This window comes from Variovorax glucosi (assembly GCF_051216695.1).
Lineage (GTDB): Bacteria > Pseudomonadota > Gammaproteobacteria > Burkholderiales > Burkholderiaceae_C > Variovorax.
The window spans coordinates 281,116-300,894 of the sequence record NZ_JBPJZE010000001.1; the positions used below are offsets into that span (position 1 = coordinate 281,116).

Below are 19,779 nucleotides of genomic sequence, written 5' to 3' on the forward strand. Positions count from 1 at the left end.
TGAGCGCTGTGTCACGAAGATGTCGTCTCGTGCCACCACAGTTCCTCTCTTTCGAAAACAGGAGTCCCCGTTCATGAAGTACGCGAAATCTCTGGTGGCCGCCGTTCTCGGCCTGGCTTTTGCGAGCGGCGCCCTGGCGCAGAAGACGCAGCTCACCGTCTACACGGCACTCGAGACCGACCAGCTCAAGGCCTATCAGGAAGCCTTCAACAAGGTCAATCCGAACATCGAGATCAAGTGGGTTCGTGATTCGACCGGCGTCGTGACCGCGAAACTGCTGGCCGAAAAAGCCAATCCGCAGGCCGACGTGATCATGGGTGTGGCTGCCACCAGCCTGGCGCTGTTCGATCGCAACGGCATGCTGGAACCCTACGCGCCGCTCAATCTCGACGCGATCATGACCCAGTACCGCGACAAGAAAAGCCCGCCCGCGTGGTTCGGGATGGATGTCTTCGGCGCGGTCGTCTGCTTCAACACCGTCGAGGCGAAGAAGAAGAACATACCGATGCCGACAACCTGGAAAGACCTGACCAAACCTGAATTCAAGGGCCAGGTCGTGATGCCGAATCCGGCATCGTCCGGCACGGGTTATCTCGATGTGGTGTCGTGGCTCCAGCTGTGGGGCGACGACGGCGGAAAGGGCGGCGGCTGGAAGTACATGGACGCGCTGCACGAGAACATCGGCCAGTACACGCACTCCGGCTCCAAGCCCTGCAACATGGCGGCGGCCGGCGAGTACGTCGCGGGCGTTTCGTTCGAATACCGCGGCCACACCAACAAGGCCAAGGGCGCACCGATCGAACTCGTGTTCCCGAAGGAAGGCCTGGGCTGGGATCTCGAAGGCTTCGCGATCTACAAGGGCACCAAGAAACTCGAAGCCGCGAAGAAGCTCGCCGATTGGGCTTCGTCCAAGGACGCGATGATCCTTTACGGTAAGAATTTTGCGATTACCGCCCAACCCGGCGTTGCACCGAAGCTGGCCAACATTCCCGACGACTACGAGTCGCGCCTGATCAAGCTCGATTTTGACAAGGCTGCTGCCGGCCGCGAGCGTACGCTGGCCGAATGGTCGAAGCGCTACGACGCCAAGAGCGAGAAGAGGTAAGCCGGTGACGGCGGCTGCGGCCTATCTCGGTCTGCGGGGCATCCAGAAGCGCTTCGGCAGTTTCTCTGCGCTGGACGACATCGACCTGTCGATCCGGCAAGGCGAGTTCGTGTGCTTCCTCGGCCCGTCGGGCTGCGGGAAGACGACGCTGCTGCGGATCATCGCGGGGCTCGAAACACAGACCGCCGGCACGATCCTGCAGGCCGGCCGCGACATCTCCGTGTTGCCGCCCGCCGCGCGCGATTACGGAATCATGTTCCAGTCGTATGCGCTGTTTCCCAACCTCAGCGTGGCGGACAACGTGGCCTACGGGCTGGTGAACCGCAAGCAGTCGAAGGCGCAGGCCAAGCCGCGCGTCGACGAGTTGCTGCAGCTTGTCGGCCTGCCCGGCAGCGGCGACAAATACCCGTCGCAGATGTCTGGCGGACAGCAGCAGCGCATCGCACTCGCGCGTGCACTGGCGACCTCGCCGGGACTGCTGCTGCTGGACGAGCCACTGTCGGCGCTCGACGCGATCGTGCGCGTGCACCTGCGCAACGAGATCCGCTCGCTGCAGCGCAAGCTCGGCGTGACGACCATCATGGTCACGCACGACCAGGAGGAAGCGCTGTCGGTGGCCGACCGCATCGTGGTGATGAACCACGGCGTGATCGAGCAGGTCGGCACGCCGATGCAGGTCTACCGCGAGCCGGCGTCGCCGTTCGTGGCCGATTTCGTCGGCAAGGTGAACCGGCTGACTGCCGTGGCCGAGGGCGATCACTGGTTCCGTTGCGGCGAAAAGCGTCTGCAATGCGCACCCGGCGCAGGCGCCGACTTCCGGCCCGGCCGCGAGGTCTCGCTCTACCTGCGCCCCGAGGACCGCGTCGTCGACGGCGTGCGCGACGACGACCCGCTGCGCTGCACCGGCACCGTTCGCCATGTCGAATTCCTCGGCAGCAATTGCCTGGCCGAAGTCGACGTGCACGGCATTCCGGGCCAGCCGATCCAGCTGCAGTTCTCGCTCAACCAGATGGACGAGTTCGACGTGCGTGAAGGGAATGCCGTGCGGTTCGCGTTGCGCGCGGACCGCCTGCGCGTTTTCCCTGCCGCCGACGCATGAACACGACTGCCGTCATTCGGGGACCGGCGCTGAAGCAGCGGGTTCACTGGAGCGATCGCATCGCGCATCTCGGGCTGCTGGGCATCGTCGCGCTGCTGGTGATCGGGCTCGTGCTGCCGCTGCTGCTGATCCTCTCCAAGGCACTCGAAGCCAACGACGGCAACGACGCAACGACAGCCGGGCTGGATGCTTTCACCGCCTACCTGACCTCGCCGGCATTGCTGCAAAGTCTCTGGCACAGCGTCTGGGTGTCGTTGCTGGTGACCGCCATCGTCGTGCCGCTGGCCTTCACTTTCGCGTATGCGCTCACCCGCAGCTGCATGCCGTTCAAGGCGCTGTTTCGCACCATCACGCTAATTCCGTTGCTCGCGCCGTCGCTGCTGTCCGCCATTTCGCTGATCTACTGGTTCGGCAACCAGGGTGTCGCCAAGGAGCTCTGGCGTGCGCTGGGTTTCGAAAGCATCTACGGCCCGTCCGGCATCGTCCTGGCGGAATGTTTTGCGGCATTTCCGCACACGCTGATGATTCTGGTCACCGCGCTGACGCTGGCCGACGCGCGGTTGTACGAAGCCGCCGACGCGATGGGCACGCGCACCTTGCGCAAATTCTTCACCATCACGTTGCCGGGCGCCAAGTACGGGCTGATCTCGGCCGCGCTGGTGACTTTCACGCTGGTCATCACCGACTTCGGCGTGCCCAAGGTCGTCGGCGGCAACTTCAACGTGCTGGCGACCGATGTCTTCAAGCTCGTGATCGGCCAGCAGGACTTCCAGCGCGGCGCCGTCGTGGCCTTGCTGCTGCTGACACCGGCCGCGTTCACGTTCGCGATCGACTATCTCGTGCAGCGCAGGCAGACCGCGACGCTCAGCGCCCGCGCCGTCGCGCTCGTGCCGAAGCCTTCGCGGCGTTTCGATGTTGCGATGACGCTGTTTTGCAGCGTGATCGCGCTGCTGATGCTGGCGATGTTCCTGATGGCGGTGTTCGCCTCTTTCGCGACGCTGTGGCCGTACAACCTGAAGCCGAGCTTCGTCCACTACGTCTCCGGACTGGTCGATGCCGAACTCGGCGACGCAATGCTGAACAGCCTGAAGCTCGCAGCGTGCACCGCCGTCTTCGGCACCGCGATCGTCTTCATCGGCGCTTATCTGCTCGAGAAGACGCGCGGTCTGGACGGCGTTCGGCCGCTGATCCGGCTGATGGCGATGCTGCCAATGGCGGTGCCGGGCCTGGTGCTCGGCCTCGGCTACATCTTCTTCTTCAACGTGCCGGCCAATCCGCTGAACTTCATGTACCAAAGCCTCGGACTGCTGGTGCTCTGCACGATCGTCCATTTCTACACGACCGGCCACCTGACGATGGTGACGGCGCTGAAGTCGATCGACCCGGAATTCGAGGCCGTATCGGCGTCGCTGAAAGTGCCGTTCTACAAAACCTTCTGGCGTGTGACGCTGCCGATCTGCCTGCCGACCTTGCTCGACGTATCGCGCTATTTCTTCATCAACGCGATGACGACGATATCGGCGGTGGTGTTCCTGTACTCGCCCGACACCAAGGTCGCGGCAGTCGCGATCCTCAACCTGGACGAAGCCGGTGAAAGCGGCCCGGCGGCCGCGATGGCCGTGCTGATCGCGGCGACGTCGACCGTCGTCATCCTGCTTTACATGGCGCTCGGCAAGTTGGTGGAGCGACGCACACAGCGCTGGAGGGCGCCTTCGCGATGAACAAGAATTTCGATCTGATCGTGGTGGGCGCCGGCATCGTCGGCCTCGCGCATGCGTACACGGCGGCCAAGCGCGGGCTGAGCGTCTGCGTGGTCGAGCGCGATGCGGCGTGTGTCGGCGCGTCGATCCGCAACTTCGGCTTCATCACCGTGACCGGGCAGGGCGCCGGCGATACCTGGCGGCGTGCGAGGCGTGCGCGCGAGATCTGGGGTGAAGTCGCGCCGATGGCAGGCATCGAGGCAGTGCATCACGGCCTGTGGCTCACGGCATTTCGTCCGCTGGCGCTCGAAGTGCTGAAGGAATTCATGGCGACTCCGATGGCCGAGGGTTGCGAGCTGCTCGACATCGACGATGCCGCCTCCCGCGCGCCTGCGCTGCAGCTCGCCGGTGCGCAAGGCGTGCTCTACAGCCCGCACGAAATGCGCGTCGAGTCGCGCACCGCCATTGGTTTGCTTGCGAAATGGCTGGCGGAATCGATGGGCGTGGTGTTTCGCTTCGGAGAGGCGGTGCTGGAGGTCGAAGCACCCAAGGTGCGCACATCGCGCGCCATGCTGTACGGCGAACGCGTCGCGGTCTGCACCAACACCGATCTCAACGGCCTTTTCGCCGACCGGCTGACGCCGCACTCGCTGCGCCTGTGCCAGTTGCAGATGCTGCGCGTGCAGCCGGAGCCGGGCTTCGCGCTGCCGGGATCGGTCATGGCGGACCTGAGCCTGGTGCGCTATCACGGCTACAGCAAGCTTCCCGCCGCCGCGAAGCTGCTGGAAGAGATCGAGCGCGAGGAGAGCGAGTCGCTGGCGCACGGAATCCATCTGATCGTCGTGCAGAGCGCCGACGGTTCTCTTGTGGTTGGCGATTCGCATCATTACGGACCGGTACTCGAACCTTTTGCCGACCAGCGCGTCGATGAACTCATCCTGCGGCATCTGCGCGAGACGTTGAAGCTGCAGGAAGCCACCGTGACCGAGCGCTGGGTCGGTACCTATCCGTCGTCGGCCAGCACGGATTGCCTCATCGACCGCCCCGACGACGCGACGCGCATGGTTCTGGTGACCAGCGGCACCGGCGCCAGTACCGCCTTCGGCATCGCAGAGGAAGTGTTCGACGCCTGGTGACGCGCGACGCCTCCGCTCCCATATTCCAGGACTCTCCAAATGACAGACAAACCCCTCCGCCTTTCAGCCGTCGTATTCGACTGGGCCGGCACCATCCTCGATTTCGGCTCCTGCGCGCCGATGGGCGCGTTCGTCCGGCTGTTCGAGAAGTTCGGCATCGCGCTGACCATCGACGAGGCGCGCGGTCCGATGGGCATGGCGAAATGGGATCACATCGACGCGCTGGGCCGTCTGCCGGGCATTGCGGCGCAGTGGGAGAAGCGCTACGGCAAGCCATTTGCCGAGACCGATGTCGACCATCTGTACGAAGTCTTCACGCCGATGAATGCCGCAGTCGTCGCCGATTTCGCCGACTTCATTCCCGGCGCCGTGGAAATGGTCGACGCCTTGCGCGTGCGCGGCCTGAAGATCGGCTCGACCACCGGCTACAACCGTCCCATCATGGACATCGTCACGCCGGTCGCGGCTGCCGGCGGCTATGTGCCGGACAACCTCGTCTGCGCCGGCGATCTCGCCGCCGGCCGCCCGTCGCCGCTCATGATGTACCGCACCTTCGCCGACCTCGGCGTGTGGCCGGCTTCGAGCGTTGTGAAGGTCGACGACACGGGCGTCGGGATCGAGGAAGGCCTGAACGCCGGAACCTGGACGGTCGGGCTGTCCGTGAGCGGCAACGCGATCGGCCTGCCGCTGGCGGATTGGTTGGCGCTCGACGCAACGAAGCAGGACGAACTGCGTCAGGCAGCGGTCGCCAAGCTCACAGCGTCGGGTGCGCATTACGTGATCGACAGCGTTGCCGATCTGATGCCGGTGATCGACGACATCGAAGTGCGCCTGGCACGCGGGGAAACGCCTTAAGACGGGATGTCGTTCCGGATGCGGAGGAAACGGGCGAAGCGCGGCAACCCGCTGGGAAGCGTGCCGTTGTAGCGATAGGTCACGAGGCTGCCGACCGGCGGCGGATCGTCGCGCTGCGTGTCGGAGAATCCGCCGCCCAGCTTGAAGCGCTTGCCATCCGGCATCTCGACCAGCAATGCGCCCAACCGTTCGGCATGCCGGCCCTTGCCGGGCAGATGCGCAATCACGCGGGCCTCGGCGTCGTCGAACGGCTTCACCTTCAGAAGATCGGCCGTCCGTTCACCTCGATAGAGCGAAGCGCCGCGGTGAAGCACCAGACCTTCGCCGCCCATCTTCACGGTTTTCTCCATCAGCACCTGAAGCGCTTCATGCGTAGTGGCGCGCTGCTGAGCAACGGCGACGACCCACGGTGCGGCGGTGATCGGCAGCAGCTTGCGCAGCGCGGTCAGGCGCGTCGTGAAGTCGCCGGGCTGCGTGGGCAGGTCGAACACCATGAAGTGCATTTCGCGCCAGGCCGCATCGTTGGGCGTCTGGCTCCGGACGGTCGATATCGCCAAAACGAAACGGTCGCGTCCTGCCCAGAGTTCGCCATCCATCGGTATGGCTGGCAAAGAAGCCGTGAACCAGGCCGGCGCGAAGACGCGTTCGCCGCCGCGTGTCCAAAGTAATTTGCCGTCCCAGTAGCCGCGAACGCCGTCGTACTTCTCGCTGACCCAGTAATCGTCTAGCGACATGCCGCGCCGGTACACGTCGGCGAGCATCAGCGAAGGGGGCGTCGCAGCACGTGCGGTGTGCGGCAGCAGCGCATGGAGCGCGACGCCCGACAGCGCGGTAATCAGCAATGTCCGTCGGCTCGTGCTCGGGGGCAGGAGCAGCCCGAGCGGACCGGTAGCGCGCATCGCGGCGTGCTCAGGATTCCGCGATGCCGCCGACGACCTGGCTGAAGCCGCCGTCGACATAGGTGATCTCGGCTGTGACGCCGCTGGCCAGATCGCTCAGCAGGAATGCCGCGACGTTGCCGACTTCGTCGATCGTCACGTTGCGGCGGATTGGCGAAACCTCGGCCACGACCGACAGAATCTTGCCGAAGCCCTTGATGCCGCTCGCTGCGAGCGTCTTTATCGGGCCGGCGCTGATGCCGTTGACGCGCATGCCTTTGGGCCCCATCGATTCCGCAAGATAGCGCACAGAGGCTTCCAGGCTGGCCTTGGCCAGACCCATCGTGTTGTAGTTCGGCAGGACCCGCTCCGAGCCCAGATAAGTCAGCGTCAGAAGCGCCGACTTCGGGTTCAGATAAGGCAACGAAGCCTTGGCCATCGCCGGGAAGCTGTACGCACTGATGTCGTGCGCAATGCGGAAGCCTTCGCGCGACAGGCCTTCGAGGAAATCGCCGGCGATCGATTCGCGCGTGGCGAAGCCGATGCTGTGCACGAAGCCGTCGAACGTGGGCCATGTCTGCGACAAATCCGAGAACAGCTTTTCGATTTGCGCATCGTCGCCGACATCGCAATCGAAGATCAGCTTGGAGTCGAAGTCGGCCGCGAATTCGGTGATACGGTCCTTGAAGCGCTCGCCGACATAGCTGAACGCGAGTTCCGCGCCCTGTTCATGGCATGCCTTGGCAATGCCGTAGGCGATGGAGCGATTGCTCAACACGCCGGTGATCAACAGTTTTTTGCCGGAAAGAAAGCCCATGAGTCTGCCTTGTAGAAATCTTGTGCAGAATTCTCGCATGCGAATTTGGCTGCTCCTGGTGCCGGTGCTCTCGGCACTGCTGGCGAATCCTGCGTGGTCCGCCCACGCCTACGCTCAGTTCGGCGATGTCAGGTACGCGCCGGGATTCACGAACTTCGGGTACGTGAATCCGGCTGCGCCCAAGGGTGGCGAGATCCGCATGGTGCCGCCCACCCGGCCGACCAATTTCGACAAGTTCAATCCGTTCACGCTCAAGGGCGCGGCACCGTACGGCATCGGTACCCTGATGATCGAAAGCCTGCTCACCGGCAACTCCGAGGAGCCGACGACCGCTTACGGGCTGCTCGCGGAAGATGTGGATGTCGCCGCGGACAAGCGCTCCGTCACGTTCCGCCTGAATCCCAAGGCGCGCTTTCATGATGGAACGCCGGTGCTGGCAGCCGATGTCGTGCATTCGTTCAAGACGCTGATCAGCAAGGAAGCTGCGCCGCAGTTTCGCACGATCTATGCGGAGGTGAAGGACGTCGCGGCACTCGACGAACGCACCGTCCGCTTCGACTTCGCTAGCGCCAATGCCGAGCTTCCGCTGGTGGTCGGCGGCATGCCGGTCTTCAGCCGGGCGTGGGGCCGGGGCAAGGCCTTCGACCAGATCACGACAGAGCTGCCGATCGGCTCCGGCCCGTACAGGATTGCCAATCCGCGCATGGGCCGCGACGTGACTTACACGCGCGATCCCGGCTATTGGGGTGCGGATTTGCCGGTCCGCAAGGGCATGTTCAACTTCGACCGCATCACTTTCAAGATCTACCTCGACGACACTTCTCGCTTCGAAGGCCTGAAGGCCGGCGAATACGACTTCATGCGCGAATTCACCTCGCGCAACTGGGCGCGGCAGTACACCGGAAAGCAGTTCAGTTCCGGCCAGGTGATCAAGCGCGCTTTCGAGAACCGCAACCCGGGCGATTTCCAGGGCTACGTCTTCAATCTGCGCAACCCGAAGTTCCAGGACATCCGGGTGCGCCGGGCTATCGGTCTGGCGATGGATTTCGAATGGCTCAACAAGCAACTTTTCTATGGCCTCTACAAACGGGTCGAAGGCTATTTCCCCAACAGCGAATTCCACGCCGAAGGCTTGCCCAAGCCTGAAGAACTCGCACTGCTGGAGCCGTTGCGTGCCCGGCTGCATCCCGAGGTCTTCGGACCGGCGGCGAAGTCGCCGAGCACCTTGCCACCGAGCAGCCTGCGCGAGAACCTGCGCAAGGCGCGCGACCTTCTTGCCGAGGCCGGCTGGACCTATCGCGACGGCGCGCTGCGCAATAGCAAGGGCGAGCCTTTCACGATCGAATTCCTCAATGACCAGCCCTCTCTGATCCGAGTGGCGACGCCGTTCCAGACATCGCTGCAGAAACTCGGCATCGCCATGAGCTTCCGCACCGTCGACTTCTCGCTGGCGCAGCAACGCATGGAAAACTTCCAGTTCGAGATGACGACGACGCGCTTGCCGGGCAGCACGGCGCCGGGCGGCGAATTGCTGGAACTCTTCGGCTCGAAGGCCGCAGCGACGAATGGCTCGTCAAACATCTGGGGCATCGCCGATCCGGCGGTCGATGCGCTGCTGCAGAAGGTGGTGGCTGCGACGACGCGGCCCGAACTCGGTGCCGCGCTGCGTGCGCTCGACAGGGTGCTGGCGCATGGCTACTACTCGGTGCCGCAGTACTACGGCGACGCGTTCCTGATCGGCTATCGTCCGGCACCGTTCGTGCTTCCGGCGACGATTCCGCCGTACTACCAGCCGGACAGCTGGGCTTTCAGCACCTGGTGGGCCTCGCCCGCCAACAAGTAACTTCGACCCTTCCGAACAAGCACAGATGGCTGCATACATCCTCAAGCGCCTGCTGCTCATGGTGCCGACGCTTTTCGGCGTGCTGCTGCTGACCTTCGTCGTCATCCAGTTCGTGCCGGGCGGGCCGGTCGAGCAGATGGTGGCGCAGTTGCAAGGGCGCGATTCGGGCGGCGAGCGTGCCGCGACATCCGGTGCCGGCTATCGCGGCCGTCAAGGCCTGGACGACAAGCGCATCGCCGAAATCCGTCAGCTCTACGGTTTCGACAAACCGCCGGTCGAGCGCTTCTGGCAGATGCTGAAGTCGTTTGCGCGCTTCGATCTCGGCACCAGCTTCTATCAACACAAGGATGTCTGGCAACTGGTGAAGGAAAAGCTTCCGGTGTCGATCAGCCTCGGCCTCTGGACTTTCTTCATCAGCTACCTGATCGCGGTGCCGCTCGGCGTCGCGAAGGCGGTGCGGGCCGGTTCGCGCTTCGATTTCGTCACCACGCTGATCGTGCTGATCGGCTATGCGATCCCCGGCTTCGTGCTCGGGGTGGCGCTGCTGGTCGTTTTCGGCGGGCAGTTGCAGTGGTTTCCGCTGCGCGGCCTGACATCGCCGAACTGGGATTCGCTGAGCTGGGGTGCGAAAACGGTCGATTACCTCTGGCACATCGCACTGCCGGTGACGGCGATGGTGCTCGGCAGCTTCGCGGTCACGGCGATGCTGACCAAGAACTCGTTCCTCGAAGAAATCCGAAAACAGTACGTGCTGACCGCGCGGGCCAAGGGGCTGTCGGAGCGACAGGTGTTGTGGAAGCACGTGTTCCGCAATGCCCTGATCCCGATCATCACCGGCTTTCCGGCTGCGTTCATCGGCGCGTTCTTCACTGGCTCGCTACTGATCGAGACGCTGTTCTCGCTCGACGGACTGGGCCTGCTGAGCTATGAAAGCGTGATCCGGCGCGACTATCCGGTGGTGCTTGGAACGCTCTATCTTTTCACGCTGATCGGGCTGGTCACCAAGCTGGTCAGCGATCTCTGCTATGTCTGGGTGGACCCACGTGTCAAGTTCGACTAGCCCGGTGACGGTGTCGCCCAGTCCCGGCCGCCGCGCCTGGTTGCGTTTCCGGCGCAACCGGCTGGGCTTCTGGAGTCTTGTCGTCTTCACGACCCTGGTCGTTCTGAGCCTGTTTGCAGAAGTCCTGTCGACCGACAAGCCGCTCATCGTCCGATATGAAGGCCAGACCTATTTTCCGGTGCTGCGCGATTACTCCGAGAAAACCTTCGGTGGCGACTTCGAAACGCCGGCCGACTACCTGGATCCGTTCATCCGCGAACGCATCACCGAAGGCAGCAGCTGGGCGGTGTACGCGCCGAACCCCTACGGCCCGAAGACATTGAACTACTTCGCGACCTCGCCCAATCCGGCCGCCCCGTCGCGCGAAAACTTCTTCGGCAGCGACGACCGCGGGCGCGATCTTCTCGCCCAGCTCATCTACGGCTTTCGCGTAAGCGTTCTGTTCGCGCTGGCGCTGACCGTCATCGGCGTGGTGCTCGGCGTCATTACCGGCGCGATCCAGGGCTTCTTCGGCGGAAAGACCGACCTGGCTTTCCAGCGCTTCATCGAGATCTGGGGATCGATGCCTGAGTTGTATCTGCTGATCATCTTCAGCGCGATCTTCGCGCCGAGCGTGGCGCTGCTTCTGGTGCTGCTCAGCCTGTTCGGCTGGATGGGCCTGTCTGATTACGTGCGCGCCGAATTTCTGCGCAACCGCCAGATGGATTACGTGCGCGCCGCGCGAGCGCTCGGCGTGTCGAATTTCCAGATCATGCGGCGCCACATCCTTCCGAACAGCATGACGCCGGTCGTCACATTTCTCCCGTTCCGCATGAGCGCTGCGATCCTGGCGCTGACCTCGCTCGATTTTCTCGGGCTCGGCGTGCCGCCCGGAACGCCGTCGCTCGGCGAATTGCTGAGCCAGGGCAAGGCCAACATCGACGCCTGGTGGATTTCGCTATCGACCTTCGGCGTGTTGGTCGTCACGCTGATGTTGCTCACTTTCATGGGCGACGCGCTGCGCGATGCGCTCGATCCGCGGAAGGCAGACAAATGAAGCTTCTGGATGTTCGCGGACTGCGCGTCGCTTTCGGCGACAAGGAAGTCGTGCACGGAATCGACTTCTCGATTGCGACCGGCGAGAAGCTTGCGCTCGTCGGCGAATCGGGTTCGGGCAAGACAGTCACCGCGCTGAGCCTGCTTCGGCTGGTGCAGAACGCCGAGATTGGCGGCGCGGCCAATTTCGCAGGGCTGCGTGCCGTGGGTGCAGGAGCCGGCACCGGAGCATCACGCGATCTGCTCTCGATGCCCGAGCAGGCGCTGCGCGGCGTGCGCGGCAAGGAGATCGCCATGATCTTCCAGGAGCCGATGACCGCGCTGAACGCGCTTTACAGCGTCGGCGATCAGGTCGCGGAGGTGCTGGAACTGCACGAGGGGTTGTCGAAGCGCGCCGCGCACGAGGCTGCGGTGCAGCTTCTGGCGGACACCGGTATTCCGGAGCCGGCGCGGCGGGCGAGGGCGCTACCGCACCAGCTTTCGGGCGGCCAGCGCCAGCGCGCCATGATCGCCATGGCGCTCGCCTGCAAGCCGCGCCTGCTCCTGGCGGACGAGCCGACCACGGCGCTCGACGTCACGGTGCGCGCGCAGATCCTCGAATTGCTGGCCGATCTGCAGCGCCGGTACGGCATGGCCGTGCTGCTGATCACGCACGACCTGAACCTCGTGCGGCGTTTCGCCGACCGCGTCGCGGTCATGGAAAGCGGCAACATCGTCGAGCAGGGCGAAGTGACGGCGGTGTTCGATGCGCCGCAGCATCCGTACACGCGCCGCCTGATCGACAGCCGGCCGAATCGTGACGTGGTGACTCTGGACAGTGCGGACACGAAGAATCCAGTGCTCGCGGCGAGTGCCTTGCGCGTGAGCTACCCGGTCCCGATCGCCGGAATCCGAGGCTGGTTCAGCAAGGGAGCGTTCGTGGCTGTCGAGGGCGCCGACTTCCGGATCGCGCCGGGCGAAACGCTGGGCGTCGTCGGCGAGTCGGGTTCGGGCAAGTCGACGCTCGCGCTCGCAGCGCTGGGTCTGCTTCGCCACGAGGGCGCGCTGACCGTCGCGGGGCGGTCCTGGGGCGAAGGCGGTGCAGCCGACCGCGCATTGCGGCGCGTGATGCAGGTCGTTTTCCAGGACCCGTTCTCTTCGCTGTCGCCGCGCATGACGGTCGAGCAGATCGTCGGCGAGGGCTTGACCGTTCACGCGCCGGAACTTGATCCGGCAGCGCGGCGCGTCCGTTCGCTCGCGGCGTTGACGGACGTCGGATTGACCGAGGCGCAATTTCCGGCGCTGCTCGATCGCTATCCGCACGAGTTTTCCGGCGGGCAGCGACAGCGGCTCGCCATCGCGCGGGCGCTGATCGTCGATCCGAAACTGCTGGTCCTGGACGAGCCGACGAGCGCGCTGGACGTCACGATCCAGAAGCAGGTGCTCGGATTGCTGCAGCGACTTCAGCGAGAACGCGTTTTGAGCTACCTGCTGATAACCCATGATGTCGAAGTGATCCGAGCGATGGCGCATCGGGTGATCGTCATGAAAGACGGTGCGATCCTCGAGTCCGGCCCCGTCGAGCAGGTACTGGATCGGCCGGAGCATCCGTACACACAGAAGCTGGTCGCAGCCGCATTGGCCGACTGAGAACAAGAAGAGAAAAATGTCGAATATCGGAACATCCGGCGTACTCGGGTACGACCGCCGGGGCGCATGGCGCGCTGCGCTGGCCTGCATGGTGACGCTTGCGGTGGCGATGGGCCTCGGGCGGTTTGCATTCACGCCGATGCTGCCGATCATGCTGCACGAGGGAAAGCTCGACCTGCAGAGCGGCGGCCTCCTGGCGTCCTTCAATTACCTCGGCTATTTCCTCGGTGCCTTGTCCTGCGCGGCAATTCGCGTCCGCGCTCCGCTGATGGTGCGCGGCGCATTGATCGCCACTTCGGCCCTGCTGATCGGCATGGGTCTGCTGAAGGATTTCACGATGTGGAGCGTGTTGCGCACAGCCGCCGGCGTGATGAGTGCCTGGGCGTTCGTATTCGCGTCGGGCTGGGGATTGCGACGGCTCGCCGAAACCGGAATGCCCACGCTCGGCGGCGTGATCTTCACCGGACCGGGCATCGGGATCGCGGTCACCGGGCTGCTCGGCGGTGCGATCGGGCACTGGGGGTCGAGCACGGCATGGATCGGTTTCGGCTTGGTGGCCATCCTGCTCGTCGCGGCGATCTGGCGGATATTCGACGACGGTCAGGCGCTGCTCGTGCCTGGATCCGAGCCCGGAATCGCAGCTATGGCACCTGCCGCGCCGGTCGTCACCGAACAGAACCGCAGCGATGCGCGCTGGCTGATCGGTCTGTATGGGCTGGCGGGATTCGGCTACATCATCACCGCGACGTTTCTTCCGGTCATCGCGCGACAGGCCTTGCCGGGTTCGCCGTGGCCGGATTATTTCTGGCCGCTGTTCGGTCTGGCGATCGTTCCCGGCGCTTTGATCGGCGCCCAGGCTCCGGCGCGGCTGGACAATAGATTGCTGTTGTCGGTCGCCTACGCAATGCAGGCGGCCGGGGTGGTGCTTTCGGTCGCGTGGCCGACCATTGCAGGCTTTGCGCTCGGCAGCCTGCTGCTTGGAATGCCGTTTACCGCAATCACGTTTTTTGCAATGCGAGATGCGCGGCGATTGCGCGGCAATTCCGCCTCGGGATTGATCGGTTATTGCACGGCAGCTTATGGCGTGGGCCAAATTCTCGGGCCTTTGTTTGCGGCCCCGCTGGCTCAGCGAACCGGTTCGTTTGCAGTGCCGTTGCTGGCGGCGGCTTTTGTGCTAGCCGTCGGCTCGATCCTGTTCCTTGTCGTCTGGCGGCGCGCATCGATTTGGAATTCGCGCATCGAAGCGCTGAACGAACGCGCTTAATACGTGTTGTAGGTCTAATGCCCCTCGATCGAGGAAGCATTTGGCATATAATCAAGGGCTCACGACCAAACGGGCGGGTACCAACCGCCCGTTTTTTATTGGTCGAAGCATTCTCGATGCTGCAGGCGTGGGCTGCCAGCAAAAGCGTCGGGCAACACCAAAGGTAATTTCAAACACGTGGCATTGCAGCAGACAGTGGAGCAAACCGTGGCCGGTCTCGGCTACGACCTGATCGAGATCGAACGCTCGGCCGGTGGATTGCTGCGTGTGACGATTGATTTGCCATGGACTGCCCCAAGCTCCGAGGCTGCTGCGGCGGGTGTGCCCGAACCGTTCATCACGGTCGAGGATTGTGAAAAGGTCACGCGCCAGCTTCAGTTCACGCTGGAAGTCGATGGTGCCGAATACAAGCGGCTCGAGGTGTCCTCGCCCGGTATCGATCGGCCTTTGCGTGGCGAGAAGGATTTTGAGCGTTTCGTCGGCGAGATCATCGACGTCACGCTGAAAGCGCCGATGGGTGCGGCTGCGGCCGGGCAGGTGTCTGCCAGTCGCAAGAAGTTTCGCGGCACGCTCGAGCGTGCCGAGGGCGGCGGATGGCAAATCGTCTGGAGCGATGCGCCGGTAGCCAAGCCAGGACAGAAGATAAGCAAGAAGCGAGCTTTGGCGCCTTTGCAGGCGCTGGGCTTCGTTCTGGACGAGCTGCGCGAAGCGCGGCTCGCGCCGATCGTGGATTTCAAGGGCCGCAGGGCCAAAACCCCAGAGGGTTTTCCTTCGGATGTGCATGCAGACACGCAGGCTGAAGGTTTTTCGGACATTGGCGGCACGGAAGTGTCGGACTGACAAGAGGAGCGTAGTGGCATGAATCGCGAAATGTTGATGTTGGTGGATGCGATCTCGCGCGAGAAGAACGTCGAGCGCGACGTGGTTTTCGGCGCGGTCGAATCCGCACTGGCGCAAGCCACCAAGAAGCTCCACCAGGGCGACGTGGACATCCGCGTGGCAGTCGACCGCGATAGCGGCGAATACGAAACCTTTCGTCGCTGGCATGTCGTCCCGGATGAAGCAGGCCTGCAATTGCCCGACCAGGAAATCCTGTTGTTCGAAGCAAAAGAAGAAATGCCCGACATCGAGGTCGACGAGTACATCGAGGAAACCGTCGATTCGGTGCCTATCGGTCGTATCGGCGCAATGGCGGCAAAGCAGGTCATCCTCCAGAAGATCCGCGACGCGGAGCGCGAGATGCTGCTCAACGATTTCATGTCGCGCGGCGACAAGATCTTCGTCGGCACCGTCAAGCGTCTGGACAAGGGCGACATCATCGTCGAAGCCGGTCGCGTCGAAGGACGTCTGCGTCGCAGCGAGATGATCGCCAAGGAAAATCTGCGCAATGGCGACCGTGTGCGCGCCATGATCATGGAAGTCGACCTCACGCTGCGCGGCGCACCGATCATCCTGTCGCGCTCTGCGCCGGCTTTCATGATCGAACTGTTTCGCCAGGAAGTGCCCGAGATCGAGCAGGGTCTGCTCGAGATCAAGAGCTGCGCCCGCGACCCCGGTTCGCGCGCCAAGATCGCCGTGCTTTCGCACGACAAGCGCGTCGACCCGATCGGCACCTGTGTCGGCGTGCGCGGCACCCGCGTCAACGCCGTGACCAACGAGCTCGCGGGCGAGCGTGTCGACATCGTGCTCTGGAGCGAAGATCCGGCGCAATTCGTGATCGGCGCACTGGCGCCGGCCAACGTTTCGTCGATCGTGGTCGATGAAGAGAAGCATGCCATGGACGTGGTCGTCGACGAGGAGAACCTCGCGATCGCCATCGGGCGCGGCGGGCAGAACGTACGGCTCGCTTCCGACCTGACGGGTTGGAAGATCAACATCATGGATGCGAACGAGTCCGCTCAGAAGCTTGCGCTCGAAACCGATTCGAGCCGCAAACTGTTCATCGAAAAACTGGATGTGGACGAGGAAATCGCCGACATCCTGATCAACGAGGGCTTCACCAGTCTGGAAGAAGTGGCTTACGTGCCCATCTCCGAACTGCTCGAAATCGAAAGTTTCGACGAAGACACGATCAACGAGCTACGCACCCGCGCCAAGGATGCGTTGCTCACGATGGAAATCGCCCGGGAAGAAAATGCCGAAGGCGTCTCGCAGAACCTGCGCGACCTCGAAGGCCTCGACGCCGAACTCATTCCGAAACTGGCCGAGGCGGGTGTCCACACCCGCGACGACCTGGCCGACCTCGCGGTCGACGAACTCACCGAGATCACCGGCCACAGCGCCGATGACGCCAAAGCCCTCATCTTGAAAGCCCGTGAACATTGGTTCGCGGGCCAAGAGTGACGGTCATGGAGGCACGAAGCACATATGTCCAGCACCACAGTCGCCGAGTTCGCGAACGAACTCAAGAAGACCCCCGAAACCTTGCTTGACCAGCTCAAGAGCGCAGGCGTGCCCAAAGGGGCACCCTCCGATGCGCTCACCGAGTCGGACAAGCAACGCTTGCTCGGATTCCTGAAGGCCAGCCACGGTACGGCCGAGCCTGAACGCAAGAAGATCACGCTCGTGAAGAAATCCACCAGCGAGATCAAGCAGGCCGATGCGATGGGCCGTGCACGCACGATCCAGGTGGAGGTGCGCAAGAAGCGCACGTTCATCCAGCGCGATGAAGGACCGGCAGCTGTTGCCGAACCCGTGCAAGCCGAAGCGGCAGCGCCTGCCGCACCGAAAATCGATGAAGCCGAACTCACCCGACGCGAGGAAGAAGCGCGCCGCCAGGCTGAGTTGATTCGTCGCCAGGAGGAAGAGTTGGTCGAAAAGCGCCGTCAACGCGAAGAAACCGAAGCCAGGGCCCGTGAACAGGCCGAACAGGCCGAGCGCGCCGAAAAGGCAGAACAGCAGGCGCGTGCAGCAGCCGAGGCAGCAGCCGCAGCCAAGCAGAAAGCCGCTTCTCCTCCGCCTCCTGCCAAGGGTGCCGAAAATACGCCGAGAGTGGGCGAGCGGGTTTCGATGACCAACACCGTTGCTGCCGACAGGGCTGCAGCTGAAAAGGCTGCCTCGGAAGCTGCAAAGGCGGCGACAGAAGCAGCGAACGCCGCTGCTGCGCAAGTGCGCGAAGATGCCAGGACCAAGGCCGCTGCCGAATCCAAGACCCGTGCCGACGAAGAAGCCGCACGTGCCAAGGATCTCGACGAACGCCGCCGCAAGGCGCTTGCCGAAGCCGAAGCCATTCGCGCAATGATGAACGCGCCTGCCCGCGTGCTGGTGCCACACAAGGCACCCGAGAAGGAAGTGCCGAAGCCTGCGGTCAAGGGCACGCTGCACAAGCCGGTGGCGCCACCTGCGCGACCAGGCGCTCCGGTCGCTCCCGGCGCTGCTGTCGCTGCGCCAGGTGCCACGAAGGATGTCAAGTCCGCCAAGCTCTCGTCGAGCTGGGCCGGCGATCCTGCGAAGAAGAAGGAAATCAAGACCCGTGGCGATGCCAGCGGCGGAGTCGGTCGCGGCAATTGGCGCGGAGGCCCTCGCGGTCGCCGTGGCAACGACCGCGGAGGTCATGAAGAGCATGTTCAGGCCGCACCGGTCGAAGCACGCGTGCTTGAAGTCCATGTGCCCGAAACCATCACCGTGTCGGAACTCGCGCACAAGATGGCCGTCAAGGCGCAGGAAGTCATCAAGCAGTTGATGAAGCTCGGCATGATGGCGACCATCAACCAGTCGCTCGACCAGGACACCGCGATGATCATCGTGGAAGACATGGGCCACACGGCCGTTGTCGCCGCGCTGGACGACCCGGAAGCCTTCACCGACGAAGACGTCAGCGCCCACACCGGCGAATCCCTGCCGCGTGCACCTGTGGTCACGGTCATGGGTCACGTCGACCACGGCAAGACCTCGCTGCTCGACTACATCCGTCGCGCCAAGGTCGCTGCAGGCGAAGCCGGCGGCATCACGCAGCACATCGGCGCGTACCACGTGCAGACCGAGCGCGGCATGGTGTCGTTCCTCGATACTCCGGGTCACGAGGCGTTCACCGCCATGCGTGCCCGCGGTGCGCAGGCCACCGACATCGTCATCCTCGTGGTGGCGGCCGACGACGGCGTCATGCCGCAGACCAAGGAAGCCATCAAGCACGCGAAAGCTGCCGGTGTGCCGATCGTGGTCGCGATCAACAAGATCGACAAGCAGGATGCCAACCTCGACCGCGTGAAGCAGGAGCTCGTTGCCGAAGAGGTCGTGCCTGAAGAGTACGGCGGAGAAGTGCCGTTCGTGCAGGTGTCGGCCAAGACCGGCCAGGGCATCGACGATCTGCTCGAGCAGGTGCTGCTGCAGGCCGAGGTGCTGGAACTCAAGGCACCGGTCGACGCTGCAGCCAAGGGTCTGGTCATCGAAGCACAACTCGACAAGGGTCGCGGCCCGGTCGCGACGGTGCTCGTCCAGTCCGGCACGCTCAAGGCGGGCGACGTGGTGTTGGCGGGTTCGACCTACGGTCGTGTTCGCGCCATGCTCGATGAGAACGGCAAGGCGATCAAGACGGCAGGTCCGTCGATCCCGGTCGAGATCCAGGGCCTGACCGAAGTGCCTCAAGCCGGCGACGACTTCATGGTGATGTCCGACGAGCGCCGGGCGCGTGAAATCGCGACCTACCGTGCAGGCAAGTTCCGCAACACCAAGCTGGCAAAGCAGCAGGCGTCCAATCTGCAGAACATGTTCACCGACCTGTCCGCAGGCGAAGTGCAGACACTGCGGATCATCATCAAGGCCGACGTTCAAGGTTCGCAGGAAGCATTGGCGCAGTCGCTGCTCAAGCTGGCTACCGAGGAAGTCAAGGTCCAGATGGTGTATGCCGGCGTCGGCGGCATCAGCGAGAGCGACATCAACCTCGCCATCGCCTCGAAGGCTATCGTGATCGGTTTCAACGTGCGTGCCGATGCGGGCGCACGCAAGCTGGCAGAGAACAACGGCGTGCAGCTGAACTACTACAGCATCATCTATGACGCTGTGGACGAGATCAAGGTCGCCATGTCCGGGATGCTCGCGCCCGAACGTCGCGAAGAGATCATCGGTTCCGCCGAGATTCGCACGGTGTTCGTCGCTTCGAAGATCGGTACGGTTGCGGGTTCGTACGTTACCTCGGGCTCGGTCAACCGCAGTGCGCATTTCCGCCTGCTGCGCGACAACGTGGTGATCTACACCGGCGAAGTCGACTCGATCAAGCGCATGAAGGACGACGTTCGCGAAGTCCGCGAAGGTTTCGAGTGCGGTATCAAGCTCAAGAACTACAACGACATCAAAGAAGGCGATCAGCTCGAATTCTTCGAGATCAAGGAAATCGCACGGACGCTCTAAGCGCCGGACGAC

General features: G+C 63.5%; 15 protein-coding genes. 13 read left to right on the plus strand and 2 right to left on the minus strand.

Annotated features, from left to right (window positions below):
- Window positions 1-73: 73 nt before the first annotated feature.
- From ACSFA3_RS01380 to phnX, 5 genes are read left to right on the plus strand one after another with little or no spacing between them, the layout of a single operon-like run.
- Entirely contained in the window at window positions 74-1,105 is a 1,032-nt protein-coding gene (locus tag ACSFA3_RS01380; protein WP_435503615.1) for a putative 2-aminoethylphosphonate ABC transporter substrate-binding protein, read from the plus strand.
- Between the two features lie 4 nt (window positions 1,106-1,109).
- Window positions 1,110-2,204 carry a putative 2-aminoethylphosphonate ABC transporter ATP-binding protein gene (locus ACSFA3_RS01385; RefSeq protein WP_435503616.1) on the plus strand — a complete coding sequence of 365 codons (1,095 nt, stop codon included), beginning with the start codon at window positions 1,110-1,112 and terminating at the stop codon, window positions 2,202-2,204.
- Window positions 2,201-3,925 carry a putative 2-aminoethylphosphonate ABC transporter permease subunit gene (locus ACSFA3_RS01390; RefSeq protein WP_435503617.1) on the plus strand — a complete coding sequence of 575 codons (1,725 nt, stop codon included), beginning with the start codon at window positions 2,201-2,203 and terminating at the stop codon, window positions 3,923-3,925. The genes ACSFA3_RS01385 and ACSFA3_RS01390 overlap by 4 nt, the downstream gene beginning before the upstream one ends.
- Window positions 3,922-5,040: a TIGR03364 family FAD-dependent oxidoreductase gene (locus tag ACSFA3_RS01395; RefSeq protein ID WP_435503618.1), complete on the plus strand. Its 1,119-nt coding sequence runs from the start codon at window positions 3,922-3,924 to the stop codon at window positions 5,038-5,040. Before ACSFA3_RS01390 ends, ACSFA3_RS01395 begins: the two co-directional genes overlap by 4 nt.
- Window positions 5,041-5,079: 39 nt before the next feature.
- Window positions 5,080-5,895 (plus strand): phosphonoacetaldehyde hydrolase, encoded by an 816-nt coding sequence (gene phnX, locus ACSFA3_RS01400; protein WP_435503619.1) that lies wholly within the window; start codon window positions 5,080-5,082, stop codon window positions 5,893-5,895.
- Here the strand turns inward: phnX and ACSFA3_RS01405 are convergent.
- Window positions 5,892-6,794, minus strand: a complete 903-nt coding sequence (locus ACSFA3_RS01405; protein ID WP_435503620.1) for a DNA ligase — start codon at window positions 6,792-6,794, stop codon at window positions 5,892-5,894. The genes phnX and ACSFA3_RS01405 overlap by 4 nt on opposite strands.
- Window positions 6,795-6,804: 10 nt before the next feature.
- Window positions 6,805-7,590, minus strand: a complete 786-nt coding sequence (gene fabI, locus ACSFA3_RS01410) for an enoyl-ACP reductase FabI (protein ID WP_435503621.1) — start codon at window positions 7,588-7,590, stop codon at window positions 6,805-6,807.
- Between the two features lie 37 nt (window positions 7,591-7,627).
- On the opposite strand from fabI, the gene ACSFA3_RS01415 reads away from it, so the two are divergent.
- The 8 genes from ACSFA3_RS01415 to infB all read left to right on the plus strand — a co-directional run bounded on the left by ACSFA3_RS01415 (window position 7,628) and on the right by infB (window position 19,767).
- A complete protein-coding gene (locus ACSFA3_RS01415) occupies window positions 7,628-9,433 on the plus strand; it encodes an extracellular solute-binding protein (protein ID WP_435503622.1) in 1,806 nt (601 codons plus the stop codon).
- A 25-nt stretch (window positions 9,434-9,458) separates the two neighbouring features.
- Complete coding sequence (locus tag ACSFA3_RS01420; protein ID WP_435503623.1) at window positions 9,459-10,493, plus strand: microcin C ABC transporter permease YejB; 1,035 nt, start codon at window positions 9,459-9,461, stop codon at window positions 10,491-10,493.
- On the plus strand, window positions 10,459-11,529 hold the full coding sequence (locus ACSFA3_RS01425; RefSeq protein ID WP_435503624.1) for an ABC transporter permease: 1,071 nt from the start codon (window positions 10,459-10,461) through the stop codon (window positions 11,527-11,529). Before ACSFA3_RS01420 ends, ACSFA3_RS01425 begins: the two co-directional genes overlap by 35 nt.
- The gene (locus tag ACSFA3_RS01430) at window positions 11,526-13,157 is read left to right on the plus strand and encodes an ABC transporter ATP-binding protein (protein ID WP_435503625.1); all 1,632 of its coding nucleotides are present in this window, start codon (window positions 11,526-11,528) and stop codon (window positions 13,155-13,157) included. Before ACSFA3_RS01425 ends, ACSFA3_RS01430 begins: the two co-directional genes overlap by 4 nt.
- Before the next feature lie 16 nt (window positions 13,158-13,173).
- Complete coding sequence (locus ACSFA3_RS01435; protein WP_435503626.1) at window positions 13,174-14,421, plus strand: YbfB/YjiJ family MFS transporter; 1,248 nt, start codon at window positions 13,174-13,176, stop codon at window positions 14,419-14,421.
- A gap of 177 nt (window positions 14,422-14,598) precedes the next feature.
- Window positions 14,599-15,261: a ribosome maturation factor RimP gene (gene rimP, locus ACSFA3_RS01440; RefSeq protein ID WP_435503627.1), complete on the plus strand. Its 663-nt coding sequence runs from the start codon at window positions 14,599-14,601 to the stop codon at window positions 15,259-15,261.
- Window positions 15,262-15,279: 18 nt separating this feature from the next.
- Window positions 15,280-16,764: a transcription termination factor NusA gene (gene nusA / locus ACSFA3_RS01445; protein ID WP_435503628.1), complete on the plus strand. Its 1,485-nt coding sequence runs from the start codon at window positions 15,280-15,282 to the stop codon at window positions 16,762-16,764.
- Between the two features lie 24 nt (window positions 16,765-16,788).
- A complete protein-coding gene (gene infB / locus ACSFA3_RS01450) occupies window positions 16,789-19,767 on the plus strand; it encodes a translation initiation factor IF-2 (RefSeq protein ID WP_435503629.1) in 2,979 nt (992 codons plus the stop codon).
- Window positions 19,768-19,779: the final 12 nt, after the last annotated feature.